The 24015-nt window shown below is 48.3% G+C and carries 19 protein-coding genes and 2 pseudogenes; 6 read left to right on the forward strand and 15 right to left on the reverse strand.

What is annotated here, in order from left to right:
- Nucleotides 1-14: 14 nt before the first annotated feature.
- From cydC to HP567_RS25665, 6 genes are all read right to left on the reverse strand, one after another.
- A complete protein-coding gene (cydC, locus tag HP567_RS25640) occupies nucleotides 15-1772 on the reverse strand; it encodes a thiol reductant ABC exporter subunit CydC (RefSeq protein ID WP_173610217.1) in 1758 nt (585 codons plus the stop codon).
- Nucleotides 1769-3514: a thiol reductant ABC exporter subunit CydD gene (gene cydD, locus HP567_RS25645; protein WP_173610216.1), complete on the reverse strand. Its 1746-nt coding sequence runs from the start codon at nucleotides 3512-3514 to the stop codon at nucleotides 1769-1771. Before cydD ends, cydC begins: the two co-directional genes overlap by 4 nt.
- Nucleotides 3514-4527 carry a cytochrome d ubiquinol oxidase subunit II gene (gene cydB, locus HP567_RS25650; protein WP_173610215.1) on the reverse strand — a complete coding sequence of 338 codons (1014 nt, stop codon included), beginning with the start codon at nucleotides 4525-4527 and terminating at the stop codon, nucleotides 3514-3516. The genes cydD and cydB overlap by 1 nt, the downstream gene beginning before the upstream one ends.
- Nucleotides 4517-5932 carry a cytochrome ubiquinol oxidase subunit I gene (locus HP567_RS25655; protein ID WP_173610214.1) on the reverse strand — a complete coding sequence of 472 codons (1416 nt, stop codon included), beginning with the start codon at nucleotides 5930-5932 and terminating at the stop codon, nucleotides 4517-4519. The genes cydB and HP567_RS25655 overlap by 11 nt, the downstream gene beginning before the upstream one ends.
- Nucleotides 5933-6323: 391 nt before the next feature.
- Nucleotides 6324-7079: a hypothetical protein gene (locus HP567_RS25660; protein WP_173610213.1), complete on the reverse strand. Its 756-nt coding sequence runs from the start codon at nucleotides 7077-7079 to the stop codon at nucleotides 6324-6326.
- The gene (locus tag HP567_RS25665; RefSeq protein WP_173610212.1) at nucleotides 7069-7653 is read right to left on the reverse strand and encodes a sigma-70 family RNA polymerase sigma factor; all 585 of its coding nucleotides are present in this window, start codon (nucleotides 7651-7653) and stop codon (nucleotides 7069-7071) included. Before HP567_RS25665 ends, HP567_RS25660 begins: the two co-directional genes overlap by 11 nt.
- 128 nt (nucleotides 7654-7781) lie before the next feature.
- Between HP567_RS25665 and HP567_RS25670 the strand changes: the two genes are divergently transcribed.
- A complete protein-coding gene (locus HP567_RS25670) occupies nucleotides 7782-8177 on the forward strand; it encodes a hypothetical protein (RefSeq protein ID WP_173610211.1) in 396 nt (131 codons plus the stop codon).
- A gap of 69 nt (nucleotides 8178-8246) precedes the next feature.
- Here the strand turns inward: HP567_RS25670 and HP567_RS25675 are convergent, their stop codons facing one another.
- The 3 genes from HP567_RS25675 to HP567_RS25685 all read right to left on the reverse strand — a co-directional run bounded on the left by HP567_RS25675 (nucleotide 8247) and on the right by HP567_RS25685 (nucleotide 12091).
- Nucleotides 8247-9113, reverse strand: a complete 867-nt coding sequence (locus HP567_RS25675) for a pentapeptide repeat-containing protein (protein WP_173610210.1) — start codon at nucleotides 9111-9113, stop codon at nucleotides 8247-8249.
- A 75-nt stretch (nucleotides 9114-9188) separates the two neighbouring features.
- Entirely contained in the window at nucleotides 9189-10925 is a 1737-nt protein-coding gene (gene spoIIP / locus HP567_RS25680) for a stage II sporulation protein P (RefSeq protein ID WP_173610209.1), read from the reverse strand.
- Between the two features lie 221 nt (nucleotides 10926-11146).
- Nucleotides 11147-12091: a GNAT family N-acetyltransferase gene (locus tag HP567_RS25685; RefSeq protein ID WP_173610208.1), complete on the reverse strand. Its 945-nt coding sequence runs from the start codon at nucleotides 12089-12091 to the stop codon at nucleotides 11147-11149.
- A gap of 490 nt (nucleotides 12092-12581) precedes the next feature.
- On the opposite strand from HP567_RS25685, the gene HP567_RS25690 reads away from it, so the two are divergent.
- On the forward strand, nucleotides 12582-13115 hold the full coding sequence (locus HP567_RS25690; RefSeq protein ID WP_173610207.1) for an acyl-CoA thioesterase: 534 nt from the start codon (nucleotides 12582-12584) through the stop codon (nucleotides 13113-13115).
- An 87-nt stretch (nucleotides 13116-13202) separates the two neighbouring features.
- Here HP567_RS25690 and HP567_RS25695 read toward each other — a convergent pair whose 3' ends face one another.
- Nucleotides 13203-13700 (reverse strand): GNAT family N-acetyltransferase, encoded by a 498-nt coding sequence (locus HP567_RS25695; RefSeq protein ID WP_173610206.1) that lies wholly within the window; start codon nucleotides 13698-13700, stop codon nucleotides 13203-13205.
- Between the two features lie 37 nt (nucleotides 13701-13737).
- On the opposite strand from HP567_RS25695, the gene HP567_RS25700 reads away from it, so the two are divergent.
- Nucleotides 13738-13920, forward strand: a complete 183-nt coding sequence (locus HP567_RS25700) for a hypothetical protein (RefSeq protein WP_047074121.1) — start codon at nucleotides 13738-13740, stop codon at nucleotides 13918-13920.
- A gap of 51 nt (nucleotides 13921-13971) precedes the next feature.
- Here HP567_RS25700 and HP567_RS25705 read toward each other — a convergent pair whose 3' ends face one another.
- A complete protein-coding gene (locus tag HP567_RS25705; protein WP_173610205.1) occupies nucleotides 13972-16887 on the reverse strand; it encodes a WG repeat-containing protein in 2916 nt (971 codons plus the stop codon).
- A gap of 204 nt (nucleotides 16888-17091) precedes the next feature.
- Between HP567_RS25705 and HP567_RS25710 the strand changes: the two genes are divergently transcribed.
- Nucleotides 17092-18153, forward strand: a complete 1062-nt coding sequence (locus HP567_RS25710; RefSeq protein WP_173610204.1) for an AI-2E family transporter — start codon at nucleotides 17092-17094, stop codon at nucleotides 18151-18153.
- Nucleotides 18154-18202: 49 nt separating this feature from the next.
- Here the strand turns inward: HP567_RS25710 and HP567_RS25715 are convergent, their stop codons facing one another.
- Nucleotides 18203-19087, reverse strand: a complete 885-nt coding sequence (locus tag HP567_RS25715) for an NAD(P)-dependent oxidoreductase (RefSeq protein ID WP_173610203.1) — start codon at nucleotides 19085-19087, stop codon at nucleotides 18203-18205.
- A 342-nt stretch (nucleotides 19088-19429) separates the two neighbouring features.
- Here HP567_RS25715 and HP567_RS30065 point away from each other — a divergent pair.
- Together HP567_RS30065 and HP567_RS30070 are read left to right on the forward strand one after the other, a co-directional pair.
- Nucleotides 19430-19492: pseudogene (locus tag HP567_RS30065) on the forward strand (hypothetical protein); the annotation flags it as partial.
- Between the two features lie 129 nt (nucleotides 19493-19621).
- Nucleotides 19622-20051, forward strand: a pseudogene (locus HP567_RS30070) (DMT family transporter).
- A gap of 25 nt (nucleotides 20052-20076) precedes the next feature.
- On the opposite strand, the gene HP567_RS25725 reads toward HP567_RS30070, so the two are convergent.
- The 3 genes from HP567_RS25725 to HP567_RS25735 all read right to left on the reverse strand — a co-directional run bounded on the left by HP567_RS25725 (nucleotide 20077) and on the right by HP567_RS25735 (nucleotide 24004).
- Nucleotides 20077-21189 (reverse strand): aminopeptidase, encoded by a 1113-nt coding sequence (locus HP567_RS25725; RefSeq protein ID WP_173610202.1) that lies wholly within the window; start codon nucleotides 21187-21189, stop codon nucleotides 20077-20079.
- Nucleotides 21190-21768: 579 nt separating this feature from the next.
- Nucleotides 21769-22242, reverse strand: coding sequence for an MgtC/SapB family protein (locus HP567_RS25730; protein ID WP_173610201.1), 474 nt, complete (start codon nucleotides 22240-22242; stop codon nucleotides 21769-21771).
- 73 nt (nucleotides 22243-22315) lie between these two features.
- Nucleotides 22316-24004, reverse strand: coding sequence for a DUF4127 family protein (locus HP567_RS25735; RefSeq protein WP_173610200.1), 1689 nt, complete (start codon nucleotides 24002-24004; stop codon nucleotides 22316-22318).
- Between the last annotated feature and the right edge of the window lie 11 nt (nucleotides 24005-24015).

Below are 24015 nucleotides of genomic sequence, written 5' to 3' on the forward strand. Positions count from 1 at the left end.
CTCTCTTCCTCTTCTTATTTTTCCAACACGGACGCCAATGGACAGTCCAAGGTATACAGGTTGCGATACCTTGGACTGTCCTGATACAACTGCTCATGTGTCCCTCGCATCGAGATGACTCCCTGTTCCATAAAAATGACCTCGTCCATTTGCTCTACACCGCTCAAGTGGTGAGTCACCCAAATCAAGGTTTTCCCGTGCAAGACACGGAAGATCGTTGCCATCAGATCGCGTTCAGTCAACGGATCTAATCCCACCGTCGGCTCGTCAAGGAGAACAATCGGCTTGTTTTGCAGCAAAATCCGGGCTAGAGCTATGCGCTGCCTTTCTCCGCCAGAGAAGCGTAAACCGGTTTCCTGCATCCGGGTTTGATAACCATCCGGTAGTGATTCAATCAGCTGATCCAGACCGACTTGAGTGGTTACAGCATGCACTTCTTCATCGGACGCATCGGGTCGACCAAGCCTGATGTTATTGGCTACCGTTGTGTCAAATAAATACGGCTGCTGATTCAATACGGAAAACAAACCAGCAGAAGCCTCCTCTGACTGGACAGGCTGCCCATTTATGGTCACCTGACCTGCCTCCGGCTGTATGGCACCTCGAATCAAGTTCAGTATCGTCGATTTGCCAGCTCCGCTGCGACCGAGCAACGCCATTTTGCCCCCTTGAGCCACCTCAAAAGACACGTCCTGCACACTCCAACTGCTGGCTTGCGGATAACGAAAATGAACATGATCGAGCTTCAACCTGCCCCCAGCTTGATCAGGCACCTTTTCCTGCTGGACTTCCACTATGGATGGACGACCGCTCTCGATCTCCCGAAGCCGTCCCAGAGACTCCTTGTATTCTGGCATTCGCACAACTGCGTCAGAAATACGGGCAAACGCATCCATCAAAGGAAATGCGACCAGCCCAATCGCAGCAATCAACGTAACAGGAATCTGATTCGCAGCGGCAAGTCCGCCTGCCCAGATGACCAGTAAGACTATGGCTCCACCGATTGCACACTGCGACATCCACTGTATTCGCCATTCTCCGCGGCGAATGGCGTTTTCGATCTGGGAAGCTGTCATTTGCCGTCTTGTAAACGACTGGAGAAACTCCTGCGTACGACCACTGAGAATCCAGTCACTCATGCCAAAAACAGCATCAGTCAGCTCTCGGTATGCGGCCTGTCTCTCCTGCTTGAACCGACGACTCTTGGCAATGGATGACCACAAGACTACTGCCGGTGCAACAAACAGCAGAAAACCACAGTACAACGCCATCAAGAGCGCGAACATCCCGTCCATTCTCCCCAATGCCACAATACCTGCCCCGTAGAGGAGGACCGCCGAGACGGCTGGCAGCACAAAGCGCAGATAAACATTCTGTAGTTGCTCGATGTCATCCGCCAGTACACCAAGCAAATCTCCCGTACGAAAACGAGTGCGGAGAAGCTGCGCTTGCGGTTCGATGGCCTGGTACAATCGCACACGCATACGCGATAACACACGCAAAGCTGCATCGTGTCCGACCAGACGCTCCAGGTACTGAATGACTGCTTTGCTAAAGCCAAAAGCCCGGACAAGTACGATGGGAACATAGACCATTAAGACGTTTTCGGGCTTGAGTGCGGAGCGAGAAATTAGATACCCGGACGTATACAGCAGAGCACCCGCACATGCCACTGCCAAGGTTCCCAGCAAAGCCGCTGCGGCAAACTGCCAGAAAAACTGGCGAAAGTATGGAAAAAACCACCCCTGATTGCCTTCTCGCGCTTCCTTCATCCTTTCTCCCCCTTGGCACCAGCTGTCAACAACCGATAAAATACGCTTTTTTGTGCAACGAGCTGTTCAAAGGTGCCCGCTTCTACCAGTCGACCCTGATCGATTACCCAAATCCAATCCATGTCTCGCATCCAATGCAAACGATGCGTGGCAAAAAATACGCGCCTGTCCCCCAACACCGACAACATGGTCTGTTTGAGCTCCCATTCCGTTTCAATATCCAAGTGAGCGGTCGGCTCGTCGAGCAAAATCACTGGTCGATTGCCAAGCAGCGCACGTCCCAACGCAACCCGCTGTGCTTGTCCGCCGCTTAACGTGCGCCCCCCTTCGCCAATGATTTCGTCACAGCCATTTGGCAAGCTGTCCACCAGCTCTCCCAGACCGACATCACGAATCACCTGCTCCACCTGTTCCTGGGTCGCTTCCGGTTCATAGAAACGAATGTTATCCGCCAACGATTGATTGAATAAATACGGATGCTGCGGAATGTAAGCGATTTGCCGCTGCCACTCCCGCTTCGCATCCCCCGTAATGGGTTGCCCATCTACGTGTATCACGCCAGCTTCGGGATCAGAAAAACCGCCTAGCACTCCGAGAAGGGTTGATTTTCCTGCCCCGCTCGCCCCTACAATGCCCACTCTTCTCATGTTGCTGCCCAGTTCCGCAGATATCTCACCCAGTACCTGTCTGCCATCCTCACCGACGACCCGAATATCGGACAAGGTAATCGTTCCATTCCATACATCTTTCAGAGACGTCTGACTATCTGATGCTTGTGGTTCCGCCTTATGATCATCAGTGGCGGCATGATCGATAATGGAACGAATCGTCCCCAGCGCTTCCTTTCCATCCAATGAGGCGTGGTAATCCGATCCAAGCATCCGTACTGGCAAAAAGTACTCCGGTGCAAGAATCAGGATGACCAATGCCGTTTCAAAGCCAAAGCTCCCTTCAATCAGCCGCAATCCAAGACCAACCGCCACAAACGCGACAGACAGCATGCTAAAGAAGTCGAGTGCCAAAGAAGACAAGAAGGCCACGCGCAACGTGCGCATCGTAGCGGATCGATATTGATCGCTCACTCTTCCTACAGTCTCCCCATGGTCTTTGCTGCGTCCCAAAAACCGGAGCGTCGCAATCCCGCGAAGTGAATCGGTGAAATGATGGGACAGCATTCGATACGAACGCCATTGCTTGTCTGCCTGTTTACGCGCCGCCAGACCGAGAACGATAAAAAATCCGATGAGAACAGGCATCGTCACCGTCAGGATCAGTCCAGAAATAACATCTTGCGTGTAGACAAATGCCAGAAGCGGAAACGTAACAAAAACCATATCCAGCGTACGCGGAACAGACAACTCCAGGTAGGTACGTACACGATCTACACCTTCCAAGACAAGCGTAACAAGCTTTCCGCTTCCTTCACTGGCTGCAAAACGTGGACCACGCTCGAACAATCGGGATAAAACTCGCCCTTGCAAAGACTCACTGGAGGCTTCAGCAAAACGACCAGCGATTTTCTTTTGCAGCCAAACGATGGTATGACGAGCGGCTATCATGACCAAAAACAGGGCAAGCGACTGATACGCCATATGAACCGCTTGACCTTCAAACAAGATCGAGATCGACTTCTCCAAAAACACTGCCTGACCGATAATCGCCGCACTTTGCAGGAGGGAAAGACCGGCTAGCAGCAGCATAACCGGTCGGATTCCTTGTAATCGGAACAATTCCTTGTCCATTAATACTCCAAATGATCCTTTTCAGTGACTCGTTTGTGGAAAACGAAGTAGCTCCAAGCCTGATAGGCTAGCACGAACGGTAAAAGCACTGCTGCAACAATGGTCATTGCTTTTAACGTGTATGGACTCGAAGCTGCATTATAAAGGGTCAAATCAAACGCGCTATCAATCGTGCTGACCATCACCCGTGGGAACAAACCGATAAACATCGAGACGAATGTCAACAGGATCATCGCGCCTGTCATCCCGAAAGCCCAACCTTCCCTGCCTTGTCTCAGGTAGTGACGAGCCAGTACAAAGGCGATAACACCTAAGAGTGTGGCTGCTGTCAACAATACACCCTGACGTTCAAACAGATCGGTTACCATGAATGTCCACCCTACAAGCACTGCCATGAGAACCGCTTGCACAGGCAACAACTTTGCTGCCAGTACACGTGATTTTTCACGCAGCTCGCCTACTGTGCGCAGCGAGATAAAGTTCAGACCGTGCAGCAAGCATAATCCCGTGACTGTCACACCTGCCCACAACGAGTATCCATTCACAATATCAGAGAAGCCCGCAGTCATTTCCATATTTTGATCAATCGGCACACCCTTCACCAGGCTGGCAAACACCATTCCAAACAACATCGGCGGTACAAAGCTTCCAATCAGAATCGCTGCGTCCCACGTCTTTTTCCAAGCCTCGCCTTTCCCTTTGCCTCTAAATTCAAATGCTACCCCTCGCCCAATCAACGCAAGCAGAATTAGCGTAAGCACAAGATAATAGCCGCTAAACATCGTGGAATACCACTCTGGGAACGCTGCGAACATCGCACCAGCGGCTGTAATCAGCCACACTTCATTGGCATCCCAGAACGGGCCAATCGTATTGATCAGAACCCGGGTTTGCAAATCATTTCGTGAGAGCAGGCGCGTCGCCATGCCGACACCAAAGTCGAAGCCTTCGAGAAAGAAAAATCCGGTAAACAGAACGGCAATGAGCAGGAACCACAGTTCATTAAGCCCCATAACGTTCACTCCTTACACGATCAAATGGATCTTGAAGCTGTACATTCTCTACTTCCTCATGACTATCCAATTCCGGCCCTTTTTTGGCCACACGAGCAAACAGATAAGCCAAGAGGCACAGCAGGATAAGATAAATCGTCGTGAAGGCGATGAGAGAGAACCATACCGCTCCTGTGCTAACGCTTGGGGAAACCGAATCTTCAACACGCAACAGCCCGAATACCGTCCATGGCTGACGACCTACCTCCGTCATGATCCACCCAGCCGAGTTTGCGATGAATGGCAACGAGATACCCGCAACCATCAACTGCATGAACCGCTTGTTTGGCTGTTCCAGCTTTTTGCGCAAAGCGAGATATGCCCCGTACAAAGCCAGCAAAATCATGGCACTACCGCCCGCTACCATGATGCGGAAGCTCCAGAAGGTCGTCCGAACAGGGGGAATATAGTTTCCTGGACCGTAAGTTTTCTCATACTCCGCCTGCAACTCCAACATGCCCGGGACAGAACCTGAAAGTGAGTTGTACGTCAGAACACTAAGCAAATATGGAATTTTTATTTCAAAGCCGTTTTCTTGTTTTTCTGGATCAATCGTTGCAAAAACCGTCCAAGGAGCCGGGTCCGCGCTTGTTTCCCACAGCCCTTCGCTCGCTGCCATTTTCATCGGTTGGGTAGCAACCAAATATTGTGCCTGACCATGACCGAATTGAGCAATCGCAAGCGAGGAAATCAATGCTACCACGATCGCAATTTTGAAAGATTGCGCAAAGAATGTAACGTCTTGTTTTTTCAATAGCTTCCAAGCACTGATACCTGCTACCAGAAAGGCTCCTGTCGCAAATGCCGCAAATACGGTATGCGGGAATTCATATAGTAATTGTCCATTGGTAAGAAGAGCGAAGAAATCGACCATCTCTGCTCGTCCGTTATTGATTGCGAAGCCGACTGGCTGCTGCATGAACGAGTTGGCTGCAAGAATCCAAAGAGCCGAAAGAATCGTTCCAATGGATACGAGCCAAATACATGCGAGATGCACACCTTTGGACAAGCGATCCCAACCGAATACCCATAGTCCAATAAAAGTCGATTCGAGGAAGAATGCCAAGAGAGCCTCAATCGCTAGCGGTGTTCCAAATACGTCGCCGACGAATCGTGAGAAATCTGACCAGTTCATCCCAAATTGGAACTCCTGCATAATCCCTGTCACAATCCCGACAGCAAAATTTATGAGCAAAAAGGTTCCCCAAAACTTGGCCATTTTTTTGTACAAGTCATTCTTTTTTACCACATACATCGTTTCCATAATGGCTACTAATAAGGACAGCCCGATGGAAATCGGCACAAAAACAAAATGAAAGATCGTTGTTATCGCAAATTGAAGTCGTCCCAAATCCACTATATCCATGTACAAGATCCCTTTCTATTCGCGTTTTGGCCTTTATGTACCGGAATTATACCAGTGGGGAAATCCGCATTTATTACGACTTTGTGAAAAATATCACAAATATATGTGAAAGAATTCACAAACAATTCTCTCTCCTGTAACCCCCTTTTCGCATTCACCTTCGTGAGAGAGTTTTTGGTTTTACCCTGTATATTTCCGGTCATGTGTAATTGTAGCAGGACTTTTGACCCTAGAGGGTGTCCGATTCGTTACATGATTTTTAACACTCTGTGACGGCACATACAAAAATGGGCCCCGTTACAAGGCCCATCTTGAGTGGAATACCCAGATGATCCCCGACCTCGAAAAATCGAAGTCGGTGTGCCTGGGTACGTGGTTAAGTGACAACTGCTTATTTTTTGACGGATTTCGTTGACAAGGATTCGATGATGTTGCCGATAGTCGCAGCATCGAATCTCTTCTCTGCCATCTGGTACAACTCGTACGTGAATCCTTCATGCTCCCAAATCACGATCCCGTTGGCGAAATACACCTTTTTCCCGCCAATGGTTTCGATCTTGACACCCTCTGTCGTGCTGATGCCGTTTTCACCACCGTTTGAAATCAGCAAGGAAATAAACTCTTTCTCTTTTTTATACTGAACTTCTACCATATGCTCGCCTTGAACGACCGCGTTCACATAGGAATAATGCTCTGATAACCATGTCGGTGCGGGAAAGTCCATTTTGCTGGCTGCGCGTGCTTCTTCCAATGTCATCTGTGGGGGGGCCTTGGGTTCTACAGGTATCTCGATTACTTGGGAATTGGACTGAGTAGCAGGCTGTTCTTTATCGTATTGGGTAATTTCCATGTTCCCGACCTGAAAGCGTGCCAAGATCGTCTGGAGCATTTCTTGGGCAAACGATGTAGTCGAAAATGCGCCTAAAAGGCAAACAACAGCAACAGCACTAACTGAGACAGCTTTCCATTTATTCGTTTTCATAGAGATCCCGTCCTTTTTCCTATCATGTAATTGTATGTTTCCTGATTCCAATTTGAATTTCAGCCGATTGTATATGCTGGCTTTTGGAGTGGCGTCATCTAATTCCAGATCAGTAAGCAAGTCGGTGAGTTCACGAAAATCGTTTAGATCATGCTCACTCTTCATAGCGGAAGCCCCCTTTTTGCAATTCCATTTGCAGCTTTTTCAAGCATCTGTAGAGAACGACGCCAATATTTGAACCACTGACACCAAGAAGTTCTGCAATTTCCGCGTTTTTAAGACCAGCCGCATATTTCATGGCGATGATATTGCGTTCCTTGTCACTCAGCTTGGCCAGTGCTTGAAATAAGGCTCGATGATTATCGTCGCGGATCACAATGTCCTCCGGTGACGACTTCGGCAAGACCAGATTCAGAATCGAATCCAATGAAAAGCTGATCCTTTTCTTCTGTAAGCGAAAGTAATCTGTTACTGCATTTCTGGCGATCGCAAACAACCAAACCTCAAAGTTTGATTTATCCGGCGAGAAGCTGCTGTATTTTGAAATCACCATTTCAAACACATGACTGCATATTTCTTCCGCTGTGTAGTGATTATTGATACGATAGCAAATATATTTGTAGACGCGCTTATAGTACGCACCATAAATTTGAGTAAAAGTTTCGGTCGACATGCTTTCCGCTTGCTTTTCGTGTTCTTCTTTATGGCAGATGCCTGTGTTCACTTGGGCAATCTCCAATTACTTCCCCTCCCTTCTGGATGGAATAAACAAATTGCGCAATTTGTTTGGTTGTGAGCCTCACGCTAGTTAATACGGCAAAAGTAGAATTGTATTAACAACCATTTTTAAAGAACGGAGGAAATGACATGTGGACACCCTATGAAGAAATAAGGAAGCATCCCGCTGATTTTCGAGTAAAATATCGATTTTACTCGGAAAATGAAGGCGGCAGAAAGGTGACACCGTTTCAAGGCTATCGAAGTGATTTTTCTTACGAGGGAGATGACATAAGCCTAACAGGCATCTTTGCCATCCATACTGAATTTGAAGATGATCACGGAGAAATCATTTTAGATAACACAAGCCCTGTTCCTACAGAAGGAACTGCACGCATGTGGATTCTTTTCCCCCAGATGCGTAAAGAAGTCCACACAAAAAGAATGGAGCTTGGGGTGATCGGATATTTTATGGAAGGTTCGAGAAGAGTAGGAGTAGTCGAAGTAATAGAAATAGTTGGGTTGCATTCCAATCCAGACTCGTAATCTTGGAGGGAACCATATAACTTGAGAAAAAGCAGGCTGTCAACGAATGACACCCTGCTTTTGGTTCTTTTATTTAGCCCAGTGCGGCGGACGCGTAAACAACGGTGGCAGCTTGGTGCTGGCATCACCCTTCGCCGCGTTGAGCTGAACCTGCGTGAGAAACAACGTCTCCGTCAAGTTCGCTCCACTTACATCTGTATCGCGAAAATCCGCACCAATGAGGTCGGCTCCCCGCAAATCCGCTCCCCTCAGATCAGCAGCAATCAAATAAGCCCCGCGTAATTGGGTGCCTCGTAAATCAGCGCCTTTGAGCTTGGCACCGATGAGATCAGCTCCTCGGCCATAGGATTTTCCTTGCTTGCCCCCTTTGTACTTGGCAACCGCGTCCTTGCGTACCAATTCACTTGTCTGTAGCAATAGTTCATTTACTTTTGCTCGATGAAGTGCGATGTCCAGCTTCAAGATTTCCTCAGGACTTTTATCTGTCAGGCACTGTGTCTCCTCCATTGCTTCCTTCAATGCAGGATGGAGCGGCTCGGCAGCTTGCTTGGTCAACGCATCCGTTATATACCAGAGCAGCTCGTGAAGCTGCCACATGATCGGAAATACTTCGTACATTTGCTTCGCTGATCCGGGTTCTTTCCGCCAATCTTGGCCGCCATAAGTGACTTGAGACACCTTTTGACCAGCTCCAAAGCAATCGTAGACCGTACAACCCCGAAAGCCGATGTCTCTCAGCTTTGTGTGAACACCGCACCGGAAGTCTGCCTGTAAGTTACTACAGGGCTTGCCTGCGTCTTTATTGATGGCAAAGTCAGAGGAAGCAGCAAAAGGCAATGCCACACAGCACAAGCCAAAGCAGCTTTCACAGTCACCTTGAAGATGACTGCGACTGTTATCGTAAGTCGATTGTATGTGTTCTTGATGCGTAGCCATATAAATGATCCTCCCGGAAAAAAACACGATTCTCTCGCGCGTGGCGATAAGAATCGTGCTACTTTTATTAACCGTTTAATTGAATGCGATTTGAGATTCGATCAGGTAATTCCCGAAAACTTCGGCAAAGGCTTCTGCTGTATTATAGCCTTCTTCCAAGGTGTTGTTCGTACCGCCGAATTCCAAAAGCAGGGCGCCCTCGGAAATGGACTGATTGTACACCCCGTTTCCTTGATTTGAACCTTTCAGGATAATCCCCCGCGACAATCCGGGATAAGAGGCTTCCAGACGGGCGTTCAGCTCTTCCGCCAGCTTTTTGTTCGCCAGATGGTTCGGGTTCGCTGTTCCGATTACAAACAGCATCCGGGAATAGGTTTTGCCATTGATCGTGATCGCTACCTTGCTGCGTGGCTCATCACTGTCCCGATGAATATCGAAAATGTACTGCAAGTGCGGACTGGTTGCAGCCGCTGCAGCTACCGCCTTGTACGACTCGGAATAAGACATCGAGTAGCTTTTATTTTGTTCCCTCAATCTCTGAGCGAAATCGTCCTGGCTCGCCATTGCCGAAATGCCTCTTGCTTGCAATAGCTCGCCCAGCCGTTTCCCAACAAGCGTGATGTTAATCTCTGGATCATCTACCGAGCTCCCTTGTTGGTTCCGTGCAACATTTCGCCAAGACTCACGGTTATGGGTGTGATAGATATACACTTTCTCGTTTCCAATCATCCCACTGTTGTACTCGTACGTTGCTCCTGTCGGTGGCAGAGTACCAGCTGGTTGAATTTTCTCTACGATCCACCCCGCGATGTAGGCGGTCGAATTGTCTGCCAGTCTGATGAGGTACCAGTCTCCTACTGTTTGCACAACCGGGAATACTTGTCCGGGTTGAACATTTCCAATTATGGCATGTTCGGTTGAGGGACCGTTGCGGATATTGGAATCAGGATTTTTGACACGAACCTGTAGTTCTTGTACAGAGGGCGGCGGTGTTGTTGGCAAAGTCGCTGGTACCCCCGGTGTTGAACTCGGCAGTGATGGAACTGTCCCCGTCTGTTCCATAGGTTTGAAAATATAGGCATAGGTACCGTTGAAGTTGATGGTATACCAACCATTTGCATATCCGTAATGGTTGATCGTCATCCCGCCATGGATTTGACCAATGACGGTACCAAGAATATCTGGCTGCGCATAAACTTCATAGCCTTCCGTCAATACGATTGTCCCTTGTTCGAATCCACTCCCCGTACTGGATGGGACTACAGGAGGGGGCGGTGCTGGAATTGTTGTCGGATCCGGGATTTGTGCTGGTACCTGTGGTGGTTTTGGTGGTGGTGGTGCCGCTGTCTCCGTCAAGTAATTGGCTCTCACCCAGCCGTTCTTTTGATCAGACAGCTTAATTTGTGCCCAATCCCCCTGCTTTCTCATTTGCAAAAACACACCGTTTTTGTCGATGATCTGCAAAATTTGTGCAGTGGCATTTGGTTCTGCCCGAACATTCAGCATATCCACATTGCTTTTGACATATTTGATCTGTGGAACTTCTATCATCTTCACATACTTATTATTGACCCATCCGGTATTGCCGTTCGGCAGCTTTACCTGGGTCCAATCTTTTTGCTGTTTGGTGATTGGCAACCGCGTCGCTTTTTTGAGGGTTGCGACGATCTGGGTAGTCGTACCTGGCTCGCTTCGAATATTTAACTGATCGACCGCCACTTCTACATGGGTGGCCGCTCGCGCAATGGACAGAGGCATCAGCAAAATCAGGAAGAAAACAGCTAGCAAGCTGACATTTACTCGTAAAAGCAAGTTCCTCGTTCCCCTCTGTTTTTCTCTTATTTTTGGAAAATCCAGCTAATAGAAAGAACTTCTCGATTCGTCCCCATATTCCTTCATGTTTTGACATCTTTTGCTGTCAAAACAGTAATAACGTCACGATTATTCTATCTCCTGAAAATATTGACGTTTTTGCTAGAAAAAAGTTACAGAAAAAAGGATGAAGCGAAAAGCTTCACCCTTCTATTTCCTCCCTACCATTTCGCTGCCCAAGCTTCTATCTCCACTTTGAGCGAAGGGACTGCCAATGCCGGGACGTAAGACATGGTCATCGCTGGCGGTGTCCCCCCGTGGAACTTCTCCCATACCTGATTAAAATGCTTCCAATCCATTTGCTCGGTTGCCCATATATTGATTTTGATGATATGGTCCGCGCTAACTGATTCACTTTCAAAATTGCGCAGTATGTTCTGTAGCGTGTTTTCTACTTGTTCTTTCATACCTGTCGGCAACTCTCCATGAATGTCCATTCCTACCTGCCCAGAAAGCACGAGCAAATCGGCTCCTTTTGGAACGACCGTCAGATGTGTATAGGCTCCCATAGGCGGAGCAACTGATCCAGGATTTTTACGTTGAACCTGGGGCTTCACCTGGTCGGTTTGTTCTTCCTTGACGATCGCCAGTGTTTGATGATCTTCCCACCGACCATTGATTTTCACGTTTTTCTTGGCAATCCCTTCCTTGTGGAAACCAGCTTTTAGCAGCACCTTGATCGAACCTATATTATGCGGCATCACGCCTGCTTCCAAACGGTGAAGGCCTAATGTCTCGAAGGCATAAGCCACGACGAGTTTTACCGCTTCAGTCATGTAGCCTTTTCCATTAAGCTCTTTGTCCAGGAAGTAACCGATCCAGCAGCTTTGCAGATTCTCCCTTACGACCTCCGAAAGGATCACTTCCCCAATGATTTCATCCTGTCCTTTTTTCGCAATGACAAAAAAGTACCCTCTGTCCTCTTCTTTTAACGCCAACGCGCTCTTGATCCTGTCGATTTGTCCTTCCAGCGTGTAAAACGTCTCTTCTCTCGTCCCTGTGAAGTTTTGAAAGAAGTCTCTGTTTCTCATTTCAAGCGCCAAGAGGCTCTGTGCATCCGATTCTTGTACCAGTCTTACGTAAATGTTCTCTCCGTTTCCTTGCATACAATCCATCTCCCTTTTTCGAAATAAAAAAACACCACAGGAAATCCTGCGGTGCCCTAAAAAGAAAACCACAGGAATGCGACCTGTGGCGTTTTTCCACTGTATCCTGATGAATCCCACTACATCAAAGGATGGTCGCTATATCCGTTTTTGGACATACTTCTCCCGTGATGTAGCCAGATCAAAGAAAACAGCGGTGGAGTATCCAATTCCTTTTGGCAAAGACAGTAATGATCTTTTTTTCATGTGGATACCCTCCTTTCCGCTGTTTTCTGCGCATACCATTCGATATAGAGACGGTCGTAGCAACAACCGTTACATTTTTATCCATAAAACTACTCCACAAGTATAGCGGCAAATGACATTCGTGGCAACAGCATCAGTGTCACTTTTTTCAAGAGGAATAGATCCATTTTTTTGTGGAACAATGAAAGGAGAGAAGATTGTCATCATTCATAATCCGATTGCAAGAAAGAAGGGAGCTACCTGTATGACGATTCAACGTTTTGTTCGGGAGTCGCGCACGTTTAAAGCAAGCCATGTGCTGCCCCCGGATACGAACAATCACAATACGCTGTTCGGCGGCAGGCTGATGGCGCATATCGACGATGTTGCTGCTATCTCTGCCATGAAGCATGCCCGGGGGCCAGTTGTGACAGCCTCCACAGATTCCGTCGACTTTTTGCAGCCAATCCGGGTGGACAATGAGGTTGCACTCGAAGCCTTCGTCACATGGACGCATAATACGTCGATGGAGGTCTTCGTCAAAATTGTTGCGGAGGATTTGCTAACGGGCGTTCGATGCGTCTGTGCCACATCATTTCTCACGTTTGTAGCGATTGGCGAGGATGGGCGGCCTACCCCTGTACCCAAGGTCGTGCCGGAGACGGAAGAGGAAGTATTCCTGCATAATGGTGCTGACGAGCGAGCGGCGGCACGAAAAATCAGGCGGAAGGATAACAAGCATCTCGCGGATATGCTTGGAACGAGACGTCCGTGGGAGTCATTATTGAACACCCCGTAACGCCCAAAAGTCCCCTTGCCTTTTTACAGGCAGGGGACTTTTGGCTGTAACTGCCTAATTCCTTCGTCCCTCCCAGCCACTAGCTCTTTAGACAACGCTCAAGCGATAGTGGAGAAAGTCATCCGTTGTTTCCGGCTCCATCTCATAGGGTTTGAATCCATTTTTCAGCAACACTTTTTGCGAGGAGATGTTATCCGGTGTTGTTTTCGCACAGATCATTCTGACATTCAAGTGGGGAGCATGCCCCTCCAAAAAGAGCTTCAGTGCCTGTGAAGCTACTCCTTTTCCAGCGGTATCTTCCCCGACTCGATAGCCGAGATGTCCGATTCCTTCATCTTTTTCGATGTCTACCAGATTCATTCTGCCCAAGATGTCACCTTGGCTGTTTTTGATGAGGCCAAAAAACGAGATTCCTTGCGCCTGCTCGTCGAGCAAGGCTTGCAGACCTCGTAAAAAATGGTCATATTGGTAGTAAGCATCTCCCCGACTGGGAACCGATTTTTCAAAAAAGGCGCGATTGCGCACTTCAAATTGAAACAAGCTGGCTGCATCCTGTATGCTTAATTTTTCGACAGCAATCCTCATGGGTACGTATCCTTTCTTGAATCGAGGTGGAATGAATATGGCAGTTGCTTATTTGGAAGAAGGCACGTTTATCGCCTTTATTGCCTTTACAATATTTTTCTTTGTTGCTTACAAGCTCGACCAGATTTCGTTTGTCTCCTTCATTGTCTCCTTGGCCGTCACGGCTTGCGTTCACGCTGCCTTCTATTGGTTAATTGTAAAATATTGGCCGTTTTTTTAATAGCGCAAAAAAGGCGCAGGATGGAACTCCCGCTCCTTTACGTTGATCTGCTCACAGCTTCGCTTCATAGGCTGCAAGCAATTGAGCTGCTTGCTTGTTGTACTGGTTGACCAAGCCTTGAATGGCTTTTTGCCACTCGGCTTGTGGGAGCGGCACTGGCAGTTGATTCGCCGGCTTGCCGTTCACGATCAGTGCTGTTGTGAGCATTTGCTGTTGTGCGTCACTGAGTGATGTCGTCGTTAACACCTTTGGCTTGAGCACTTTTTTTCCTTTCAGGGAACGCATGAGCTCTGTCATCAAGATGTGCTGATACTCCGCGTACAAATTCATCGTCATGTAGTAGCTCATTCCCTCTCGAAACGGTACAATTCCCCGCTTCTGTGCCCATTCCAATACCTGTGGCGTCGTCATCGCTTGACTAGTTTTGCCCGTCGCCATGAAATAAGCCACTCGGAACATATCTTCGTCGCTCATGACTGAACGATTCTCATCGGCTTTGATGATACCTTTGGACACCAATTCTGAAAGTACCGCCTGCTTACCTGCATCCTTCGGTAGATTCAAATAAAGCGCCAGGTTGGCAAAAAAATGGCTCTCGCTGTTGCCGCCAGCTGGCCAGCTATACGGTTTGCCGAAATCGATCAGCTCAAGTGGGCGTTGTCGCATTGTATCTGAGTAGGCCGTAAACGATTGGAACGTGATCGGACTATAGGAGACCACAGGTTTTTTCGTCAGGAATCTTGTCGCAAACTGCTCTTGCCCACCTTGATCGAGATAACCGAACTGGTCTTTGGTTGTGAATACATAAGGCGTCTGAACGTCTGCCTCGCTCCACACTTGTGGGAATACTTTGCTTGTTGGCAAAATCGCCTCGTATTTGGCCGCTGTCAGTACCTTTCCTTCCAGCGACATAAGGCCGTACAATCCCGTCTTCTTGTCCTGGTAGGCAATGGCACCCGTCTTGAGATCATATACGTGCATATACTTCATGGACTGATAATCGCCCGTGCTTAAGCGGAGCAACTGTGGTGAATAGACATCCCATCCTGTAGTTGACTGAATCAATACCCGATCAAAATAAGATTCCGTGTGAAAACCTTTCACGCTAGTGAGCTTGCTTACGAGCTGGTTCCCTTCTTGCGCCCATACATCCTGCGTGCCGTCCAACCATGCTGTCATCACGATCTTTTGATTTTGTACTATCATTTGGTTTGCATCACGATACACAAAATCGCTCACGGCCTGGAGTTGCCCGTCATCGACCTTGATCATCGCCATTCCGACATTCCCCGCTCTCACACCCATCGTGTATACGGAATCAGCAACTTTGATCAAGGTAAGAGGCGGTCCGTCGTTGCCTGACTTCCACACCGCGACTTTGATCTCCGTAGTCAACAGCTTGCCATCAGGGGTATAAAGATCCGCCCAATCGTGATCCATTGCAACGATGAGATTGGTATCGGAATCCATATAGACATATTGGTAGAGCTTGCTGATTGGTTGGTTCGTCTTGCGGTCCACAATCATCGCGCCGCCTTTTCCCGGCTCATACTTTTTCGTCAAATCATCGGACAACGTATTGGGATTGACAGCTTCTATTTGTTTCCCACTGATGCTGTATCGCAGCACCCTTCCATCCGGCTCTGTTACCAGCACCTCCCCCGTTACTCCCTCGTGGCGAATGATTCGATTCTCAACAGGAGACAGGACCAAGCCTTCATCTTCAGAATAAAGTCCGATTTTGTTTCCGTCCTTAATGCTAAGCATGCTGTAGCTGCCCAAGGTCACATACGAGTCGAACCAAAAATCTGGCTCCTTGACATCTTTTCCCCAGCCTGGGAGGATCGCTTTTTTCCCATCGCTGCGGACGAGAAAGCGCGCCGCTGGCGGACCTTCTGCCCGCGGATACGCAAAGGGGATGACCGTCCCTCCCCCGACTTGGAGGACACCGTACAGATTTGTTTTCGGGTCCTGTCCCAGCACGTAGCTGCCATGCAAGTACTGGGCTCCTTTTTTCAATGGATGCGACGTACCTTTGGACTTGGAATGATACGTGATGACATCTCCAGAAACCGTGTAGTACACATCCGGATTGTTATGCTCGAACCCGACTTCTTTGTAAATGGGCTCTGCCAGCATCCGTCCGTCCTTCCACAGCCCTTGTCCCTTGGGGCCGATCACCTGAAAGTATCCATTGTTCCAAATATAGAGCGCATTGTATTTCGGCTCGAGTACGTACTTGCCATTGCGATCAATCAAGCCTTCTTTTCCACCGGATCGCACCTTGAGATATGCAGTGTCAGGACCGCCTTCGTTTGGAATCAATTCTGCTTTTGGCAGTGCAAACAGCTTTTTGCCGGAAGCAGGATCGTACATGATGAGCTCTTTGGGAGTAGTCGCGACGAAATAACGCTTTTTCTCCGCCTCTTTATTTTCCGTCTGATCAGGAGCAACGAGCTGTACCATCGTCAGCTTGCCTGCAACTGGCGGAATCAGCACCTTTCCATCTACATGGATCACCATCGATGATTTTCCTAAGAACATAATCGCTGTCCCTTGCTCATTGGATAAATAATACGGATGCGCCCCAGCAAACTTCATGGTCGACAGCTTGTTCGTCTTCAAATCGATATATTGGAACCAGCCGCCTTTTTGAACAATCGCAATATTTTTAGACTCCGGAATGTCAATATAATCCCAAATCGCGGGAGTTATTTCTTTCCCTGTCCGCGCGTCGAGAATTCCTTTTTTACCGCCCTTTGTTACGATCATGTTTTTGGATGATCGTTCAAAATCATCATAAATGGCCTGTGTGACCAGCTTGTTACCGTCCGTAAAACCGATTTTGTAGTCTGTTGTATACGGCTGAATCTGGGAAAACGTAGCCGCATGGACAGAAGAAGTCCATGTACTTGCCCCGAGTATGACCGCCGTAACCAGACTCGCGGTTTTTGTTATTATGTTCATTGGTGATTAGCCTCCCTTGTCAAACATTCCCTTCCTTTTGACGCTTCGCAGTGCGAAATAGTTTCGCTACACTTTTTCAAGCAACTGGAACCTTTTCTTTCCCTCCACTCGCTTTTAAGCGTGCTATAATTGTTCACACCGACGCAGTATAATCATCGTATACGGATGGGAGTGCTAAAAAGAGCACTTGGAAAGGATGTTCCCATGAATTTCTTTGCTGCCGCCTTACAAAAGCCGGATGTAAGACGATTTGGGATTTTAGCGTTGTTTTGTTTGTTGCTTTACTCCTTGGGAAGTATGCTGAACATGGTTTTGCTGACCTTTTTAGTTACCTATTTAATGAATCGGCTCCATCAATACCTCACGCGTCTCACACACAAAGTCGCGCCGATCCATCCCAAGCTGATTCTCATTTTTCTCTATATGTTGTTGACGTTCTTTCTCGTTGTGGGTGGGATGAAAGCCATTCCGGCTCTGATTCATCAAACCGGACAATTGTTCCATTCCATCGAGCAAGTGTACCACCAAAATCAGGACAATGAGTTTGCCCCCTATCTTATGTCTATTGTTGGGAAGCTAGATATGAAGGGCATTGTTCAAGGCAGCCTTGATTTTCTCGCAGTAGTCAGAAACGTTGGGTTCAATGTCTTTCTGGCGATTATCTTGAGCCTGTTTTTCCTGCTCGGCAAAGACAATGTGGTTACGTTTACTGCTCAATTCCGCACGAGCAAATTATCCTGGTTATACAACGAAATCGCCTACTTTAGCCAAAAATTTATCCTGACCTTTGGCAAAGTAATCGAAACACAGTTGTTGATCGCCTTATTTAATACGACCTTCACCGTCATCGGTCTATGGATCATGGGCTTTCCGAATCTATTGGGACTCGCAATCATGGTCTTCATACTGGGGCTCATCCCGGTTGCAGGTGTCGCCATTTCACTGATTCCGCTCAGTGCCATCGCCTTCAGTGTCGGTGGTCTCGCAACTGTCGTCTATTTGCTCATTTTCATCATGGTGATTCACGCGCTTGAAGCCTATGTGTTGAATCCTCGCTTGATGGCAACGAAGACTCACTTGCCGATTTTCTACACCTTTGTCGTTCTGATCTTTTCCGAGCATTTCTTTGGAGTATGGGGACTGATTGTCGGGATTCCGTCCTTTGTTTTCTTGCTGGACATCTTGGAAGTGAAGAAAATGGAACAACCCCCAACCAAAAATAAAGCCGTCCCAAAAGATGTACGAGATGTACCAGTCAACACGTGACGGATAGACATAGAGAAGGAGCCCCTCGTGAAAAGGGCTCCTTTTGCCTTTACTTGCCTTCAAACCACTTAATCAAAGCTTGCGTGCCGCTATCTGCCTCGCCGTTTGCTGCCAGTTCTTCATAAAGCGATTTGGAGAGTGCGAGTCCTGGTGTCATCAGCCCCATTTCCTCCGCTGCTTCCAATGCGATTCCCATGTCCTTGATAAAATGTTTGACGTAAAAGCCAGGGGCGAAGTTGCCCGCGATCATGCGTGGCGCCAGATTCGACAGCGACCAACTGCCTGCGGCCCCCGCTGCAATGCTCGTCAGCACTTTCTCCGGGTCCAGACCTGCTTTTTTCGCATACGCGATCGCTTCACATACACCAATCATGTTCGTCGCAATGCAAATCTGGTTGCACATTTTGGTATGCTGACCTGCACCTGGACCGCCCTGCAGCACGACGTTTGTCCCCATGATCCTAAACACAGGCTCCATCGCATCAAATACTTCCTGATCGCCACCAACCATGATGGTCAGTCGCGCTTCACGTGCGCCCACATCTCCACCGGAGACAGGAGCATCCAGGGAATGCAGCTCGTGCTTTTTGGCTTCCTCATAAATATGTTTCGCCAGCGACGGCTTCGAAGTCGTCATATCGATCAAATAAGTGCCTGGCTTCGCATTTGCCACAATTCCGTCCGCGCCGAGATACACTTCCTCAACATCGGATGGGTAGCCGACCATCGTGATGATGACGTTTGCCTCTTTTGCCAGCTCACTGATCTGTTCCTTCCAGATCGCACCGGCTGCCAGCAAGTCTGCTGCTTTTTCCTTTGTCCGCGTGTATACCAGCACTGTATATCCTGCTTGCAGAAAATGGTTTGCCATGCTTTTCCCCATGACACCCGTTCCTACAAATCCAATGATTCTTTCACCTACAGGCAAAGTCATGTGAACCACTCCTTCGTTTCTCTCTTTTCTATGATCTCGACAGTTGTACTTCTCGAATCTATCCGAATATTCCTGCTACGCGTCTTTTGTGTTTAATGGAAAAAAGGACATATGTCGTTTTTTTCGCACGCAAATACCTTTTACTAAAGAGGGTATAACCTGCAAGCAAACGAGCAGGAGGCTTGATACATGAAGGAACTTCACGACCGCACCCTTTTGCATACGCTGGTGCAAAACAGTCCCTTGCCCGATATTTTTGATGCCGCTACTTTCCATGAAATGCGCCTGTATCAGGCTGAGAAGGGTGATATCCTCTGTTCGAAGGGCGATCAGCTTCACCATATGTTCTTCATTTTGAAGGGAAAAATCAAAACTTTCACGACGCTTCCTAATGGAAAATCGTTGTTGCTGCGCTTTAACAATCCACTCGCGATTATCGGAGACGAGCTGTTGGGTACTAGCTACCGACATTTGAACCGGATCATCCGCAATCTTTGCGCAGCATCCGTGATCGAACACAAAAAAAGCGCACTGATTATCACAAATCGAGAAAAAATCAGTGAGCTTGCGAGCGGAAACATCTATGAGTGGTTCAACGCGCAAGCCAGTACAAAGCTCGGACTGTGGCAAACCAATGCGATTGTTCATGCGGTAGGCTTTCTTGTATCGTTCTCGATCTTTCTCTACGTTCGTGATGGCGATTGGAAAAGCATCAGGGAAGTGAACAAAGTATATTTGCTTGGAGGCGTTTTCGGGGCGCTGATCGTTTTTAGTGTGATGAAAGGTATTACGTCCATCGGGCCTTGCATATGCCGTATCGATTCTGCTCATCTCTCAATTGCTCGTCGCTCTGCTCATTGATTCACTCGGCCTGTTCGGTGTGCAGAAGGTCCCGATCACCTTGAACAAGATCATCGGAATCGGCATCATGATCGCAGGCGTAGTCGTTTTCAAACTCAAATAAAGGAGGAGAGCATTATCGCCCTCCTCTACAGAATCAATTGCTCCGGATTCAGCCCCAGCAGCGCCTCATGCACAAACCTTCCGTCTTTTCGAATGAGTACATCGTCAAACCAGATTTCGCCGCCACCGTATTCCGGACGCTGAATGCAAATCAGGTCCCAATGAATCGCGCTGCGGTTGCCGTTATCCGCCTGATCATAGGCACGACCCGGTGTGAGATGGAAGCTGCCAGCGATTTTTTCATCAAACAAAGTATCGCCCATCGGGTGCAAAATGTACGGGTTAAACGCAATGGCGAATTCACCGATGTAGCGTGCCCCCTCATCCGTGTCCAATATTTCTATGAGCTTGTCTGTATGGTTCGCGTACGCCTCGACAATCTTTCCTTCCCGAAAAGTAAACCGGACGTTTTCAAACGTTGTTCCTTTGAAGTTGCTGGGCGTATTGTAGCTGATCGTTCCGTGAATCGAATCGCGTACGGGAGAGGTATACACTTCGCCATCGGGAATATTGCGTTTGCCTACCGCTGTCCGCGTCCCAATTCCTTTGATCGAAAACGTCAGGTCTGTCCCTGGTCCGACAATGCGCACCTTGTCCGTTTTGTCCATGAGGTCGTACAACGGCTGGCACGCTTCGGCCATTTTCCGATAATCGAGTGAACATACGTTGAAATAAAAATCTTCAAATGCTTCTGTCGTCATATTGGCCTTTTGAGCAAGGGCCGAGGTTGGGTAGTTAATGCGCAGTCCTGTAATTTGATTGTCGACATAATGGAAAATAGAATCATACGCTTCTGCGTACAAGCGGTATTTTTCCTGCGGAACATCCTTCATCTCACTGTCATTTGTCTCGCCATGAATGCCGATATAGCCTTGTATGCCAAACCACAGGTCCTTTTCCCACTGAACGGTCTGGGCAAGCTGCTCATCCGTTACCCCTTTCAACCATTCCCGCTGGACCTTTGGCCGTACAAAGCGCAGGTGGGGATATGCTCCCTTCGCATACAGCCGCTTCACCAATTCCATTGCCAGCGCTTCTCCTTCATCCACGACCATGATCATAATATGCTGCTTAGCTTGCACATCCAGGCTGTACGAAATTAAGTTGTCTGCTATTTTTCCTAATCTTTCATCTCGCATCGCGCTCGCGTCCTTTCCAGATTTTTATTACTCTTCCAGCATACCGCGCGTTTGTCAGAGGAATATCATCTAAAAACAAGTGATCACCACACTGTTGTGGTCGGGAGAAGCCCTACCACATGTTTTCCAGTCGCCTATATCCTCTCTTCGTTCGGGCGGTCTCCTTCCAAACATGTGGCAGGGCTTTCGTACAGCAGTAAATTCCTTCGTGTTATTAAAACATTTTGCAAGTTAACGCAAGGAAGCTTGTGAAAGCCAATTCAGTTGAAATAGAACATCTTAGAACCTCTTTCAACGAATGAACGAATAGCTACGTAGGAAGAAGCGAATTTCCAGTCCAAGCGCCTCTGGAGCCCAACCTAGCGTAGGTATAAATGGCGGGGAATTTAAGCTTCACTTATGAAATACTTCCTCGAAACTTCTACGTTTGAAGCGCTCCCGCCATTTATTCCGAAGCGGACAGTCTTACCTCCCCTTGCAGGGCGGAGGCCGAAGCGCAGACTGGAAATTCGCTTCTTCCTCCCACTACGGCTCCTGCAAAAAGTAAAAAGCGATGCTAATGCACCGCTTCTCCATGATTCACTTTCCTAACCGCTTGTGCTGGACATCCTCCACACGCTGACTGATCCGGGCAAGTACAAAGGAAATGATGACCGAGAATATCACAATGCCGTAAAATCCGGCTCCGATCCCTATGCCAATCCCTCCAGCGAAAAAGATCATGGCTGCGGAGGTCAGTCCTTTTACTTTCAAGCCGTCCTTCAAGATGACGCCTGCTCCCAAAAAGCCAAGACCTGTGACAATCTGTGCAGCCAAGCGCATCGGGTCCATCATCGTTCCGTTGCCAGGCGCACTGTATAGCTTTGTGCTGTAAATAGAAACCAGTGTGATCAGCGTGCAGGCTACGGACACGTACATATACGTTTTCAGCCCGGCAGGCTTATTTCTGTGCGAGCGATCCCACCCGATGAACAAACCGAGAATCGCGCTCACCACTACCCGCACATACATTTCCAAGTCATACTGCACATACAACCAGTGTAGAGTCTCCATCCTCGTCACCTTCTTATAGCGATAGAGACATGATATGTGCAGAATCAAAAAATAGACCGTCTTTTTCTAAAGCTTACTCCCTTTCTATCTTCACTTCCGGCCCGACAAAGACTTCAAACAACCGCTCCCAGGGAAGCCTGATCTTCCTATCCGTTAATTCGACGATTTCGCCTTCAAACGTATTCTTGCCTCTCTTTCCGATCATCAGCGATTGATTGGCAAAATAGTTTTCGTACCATTCTTCCGCATGTGGTGTCAGTGCATCCCTCACAAAATCATTGACTTCGTCGTAGTCATCTTCGAGGTTCCATTCATTTCCGTTTAACTGTTTTACGAGGTTTCGTGCTTCTGCCATGACTTCATTTCGGTAATGATGGTCATTTACAAACGAAGACAAGAGCAGATTGATATGGGTCTCTGCCGCATCTACTGTTAAGGGCACACCGAACTGATTTCCTTTTTCCAAAAAGGCTGATCGTTGCAACGCCTGTCCCAACGCGCTTCCCATATTATTTCCTGCCGTTCCCCATGCCGTGTATGCGAACAGCTCAGGCAGCTTTACCTCTTCTTGTAGTCGCTCGATCAGCTCAGGGTCAGCTTTGTTTGTAATCGTCACGTCTGTAATGGCGACCTGCTTTCCTTCCTCCAGAAGATCATTGATTTCTTCTACGAACTCATCCAGAGCTTCGCGTCTCTCTGCGTTGCTCTGTCCTTTTTTCTTCGGCGAGTTGATCATGAGTACGATATCTGCGTCGTCTTCATCCCGAACGGGCTTGCCGCCTGCTGCGATGATATGCTTCTCGACATTTACATCAAAGGTCGTGTCTTCAAACGGCGCTGTCCATTCATCGCCGTCTATACCCGAATACTCGACGGCTACTTTTGGATGGATGCGCAGTTCGTTCAAGGCAAATCTGCTCAACAAAACGGTCCCTACTTCGTCCGCTCCGGGGAAAATCGCTACACGTTCTTCAACATCCAGCTCCTTTGCTTTTTTGACCAAGGTCTCCCGCTCTGCTCGGTGAAGACCATGAGGAGCAGCATCATCCTGAGCCAGCACTAAATAATCAATGGTCCCATCCTCTACCCAGTCGATCAACAGGGAGTTAATCTTGTGATTCCGCTCGCGGGCATTCAAGTAATCTTCCAGCACAGACTCGGGAATCTCCCTTTCCAACTGATCGAGTCGATCCTCTTTTTCCGACATGCCGAGGTTGTGCACCTCATCGTATAAAATCGCCCATTCTCTGATTTGCTCATAGTATTTCAATGTTTCAGGATCAGTCGCCGTCACCGCCAGGCGTTGAATCGTATCGAAGACGTAGATCGGCTTTTTGGAATGTTTGTCTCTCAGTCTCTTAATGGCTTCGATATTCGACAGGGCATCTTCATAGGACTGTTGATCGGTACGGGACGCAACCAGCCCGCCATATGCCAGCATGCTGACAGAGATAACCGAGCCGTCCACTTTGCTTGCCTGTTTGATCAGCCAATCGCCAATTTCTTCCCCATCGCCCGGGGTCATAAAGTGACCGAGTATGTCTTCATCCGGTATAATCGCCTCCACCCCGCCTGCCCGTGCTGTCATTTGCGGAAAATACGTATTGACCGGGCGATCATCGAGGGGGACAAGGGCGACTTTGGCAAGTGACTTGGGTGACGCTTTTTTCGCAGCATCAGCACTCGTCTGCGTAAATGGAACCATGCCTGTTACTAGTGCTGCCATAGCCAATGTCGAAATGACAACGCGCAACTTTTTCATAGATCCAATCT

It is taken from the genome of Brevibacillus sp. M2.1A (assembly GCF_013284355.2).
Classification (GTDB): domain Bacteria; phylum Bacillota; class Bacilli; order Brevibacillales; family Brevibacillaceae; genus Brevibacillus.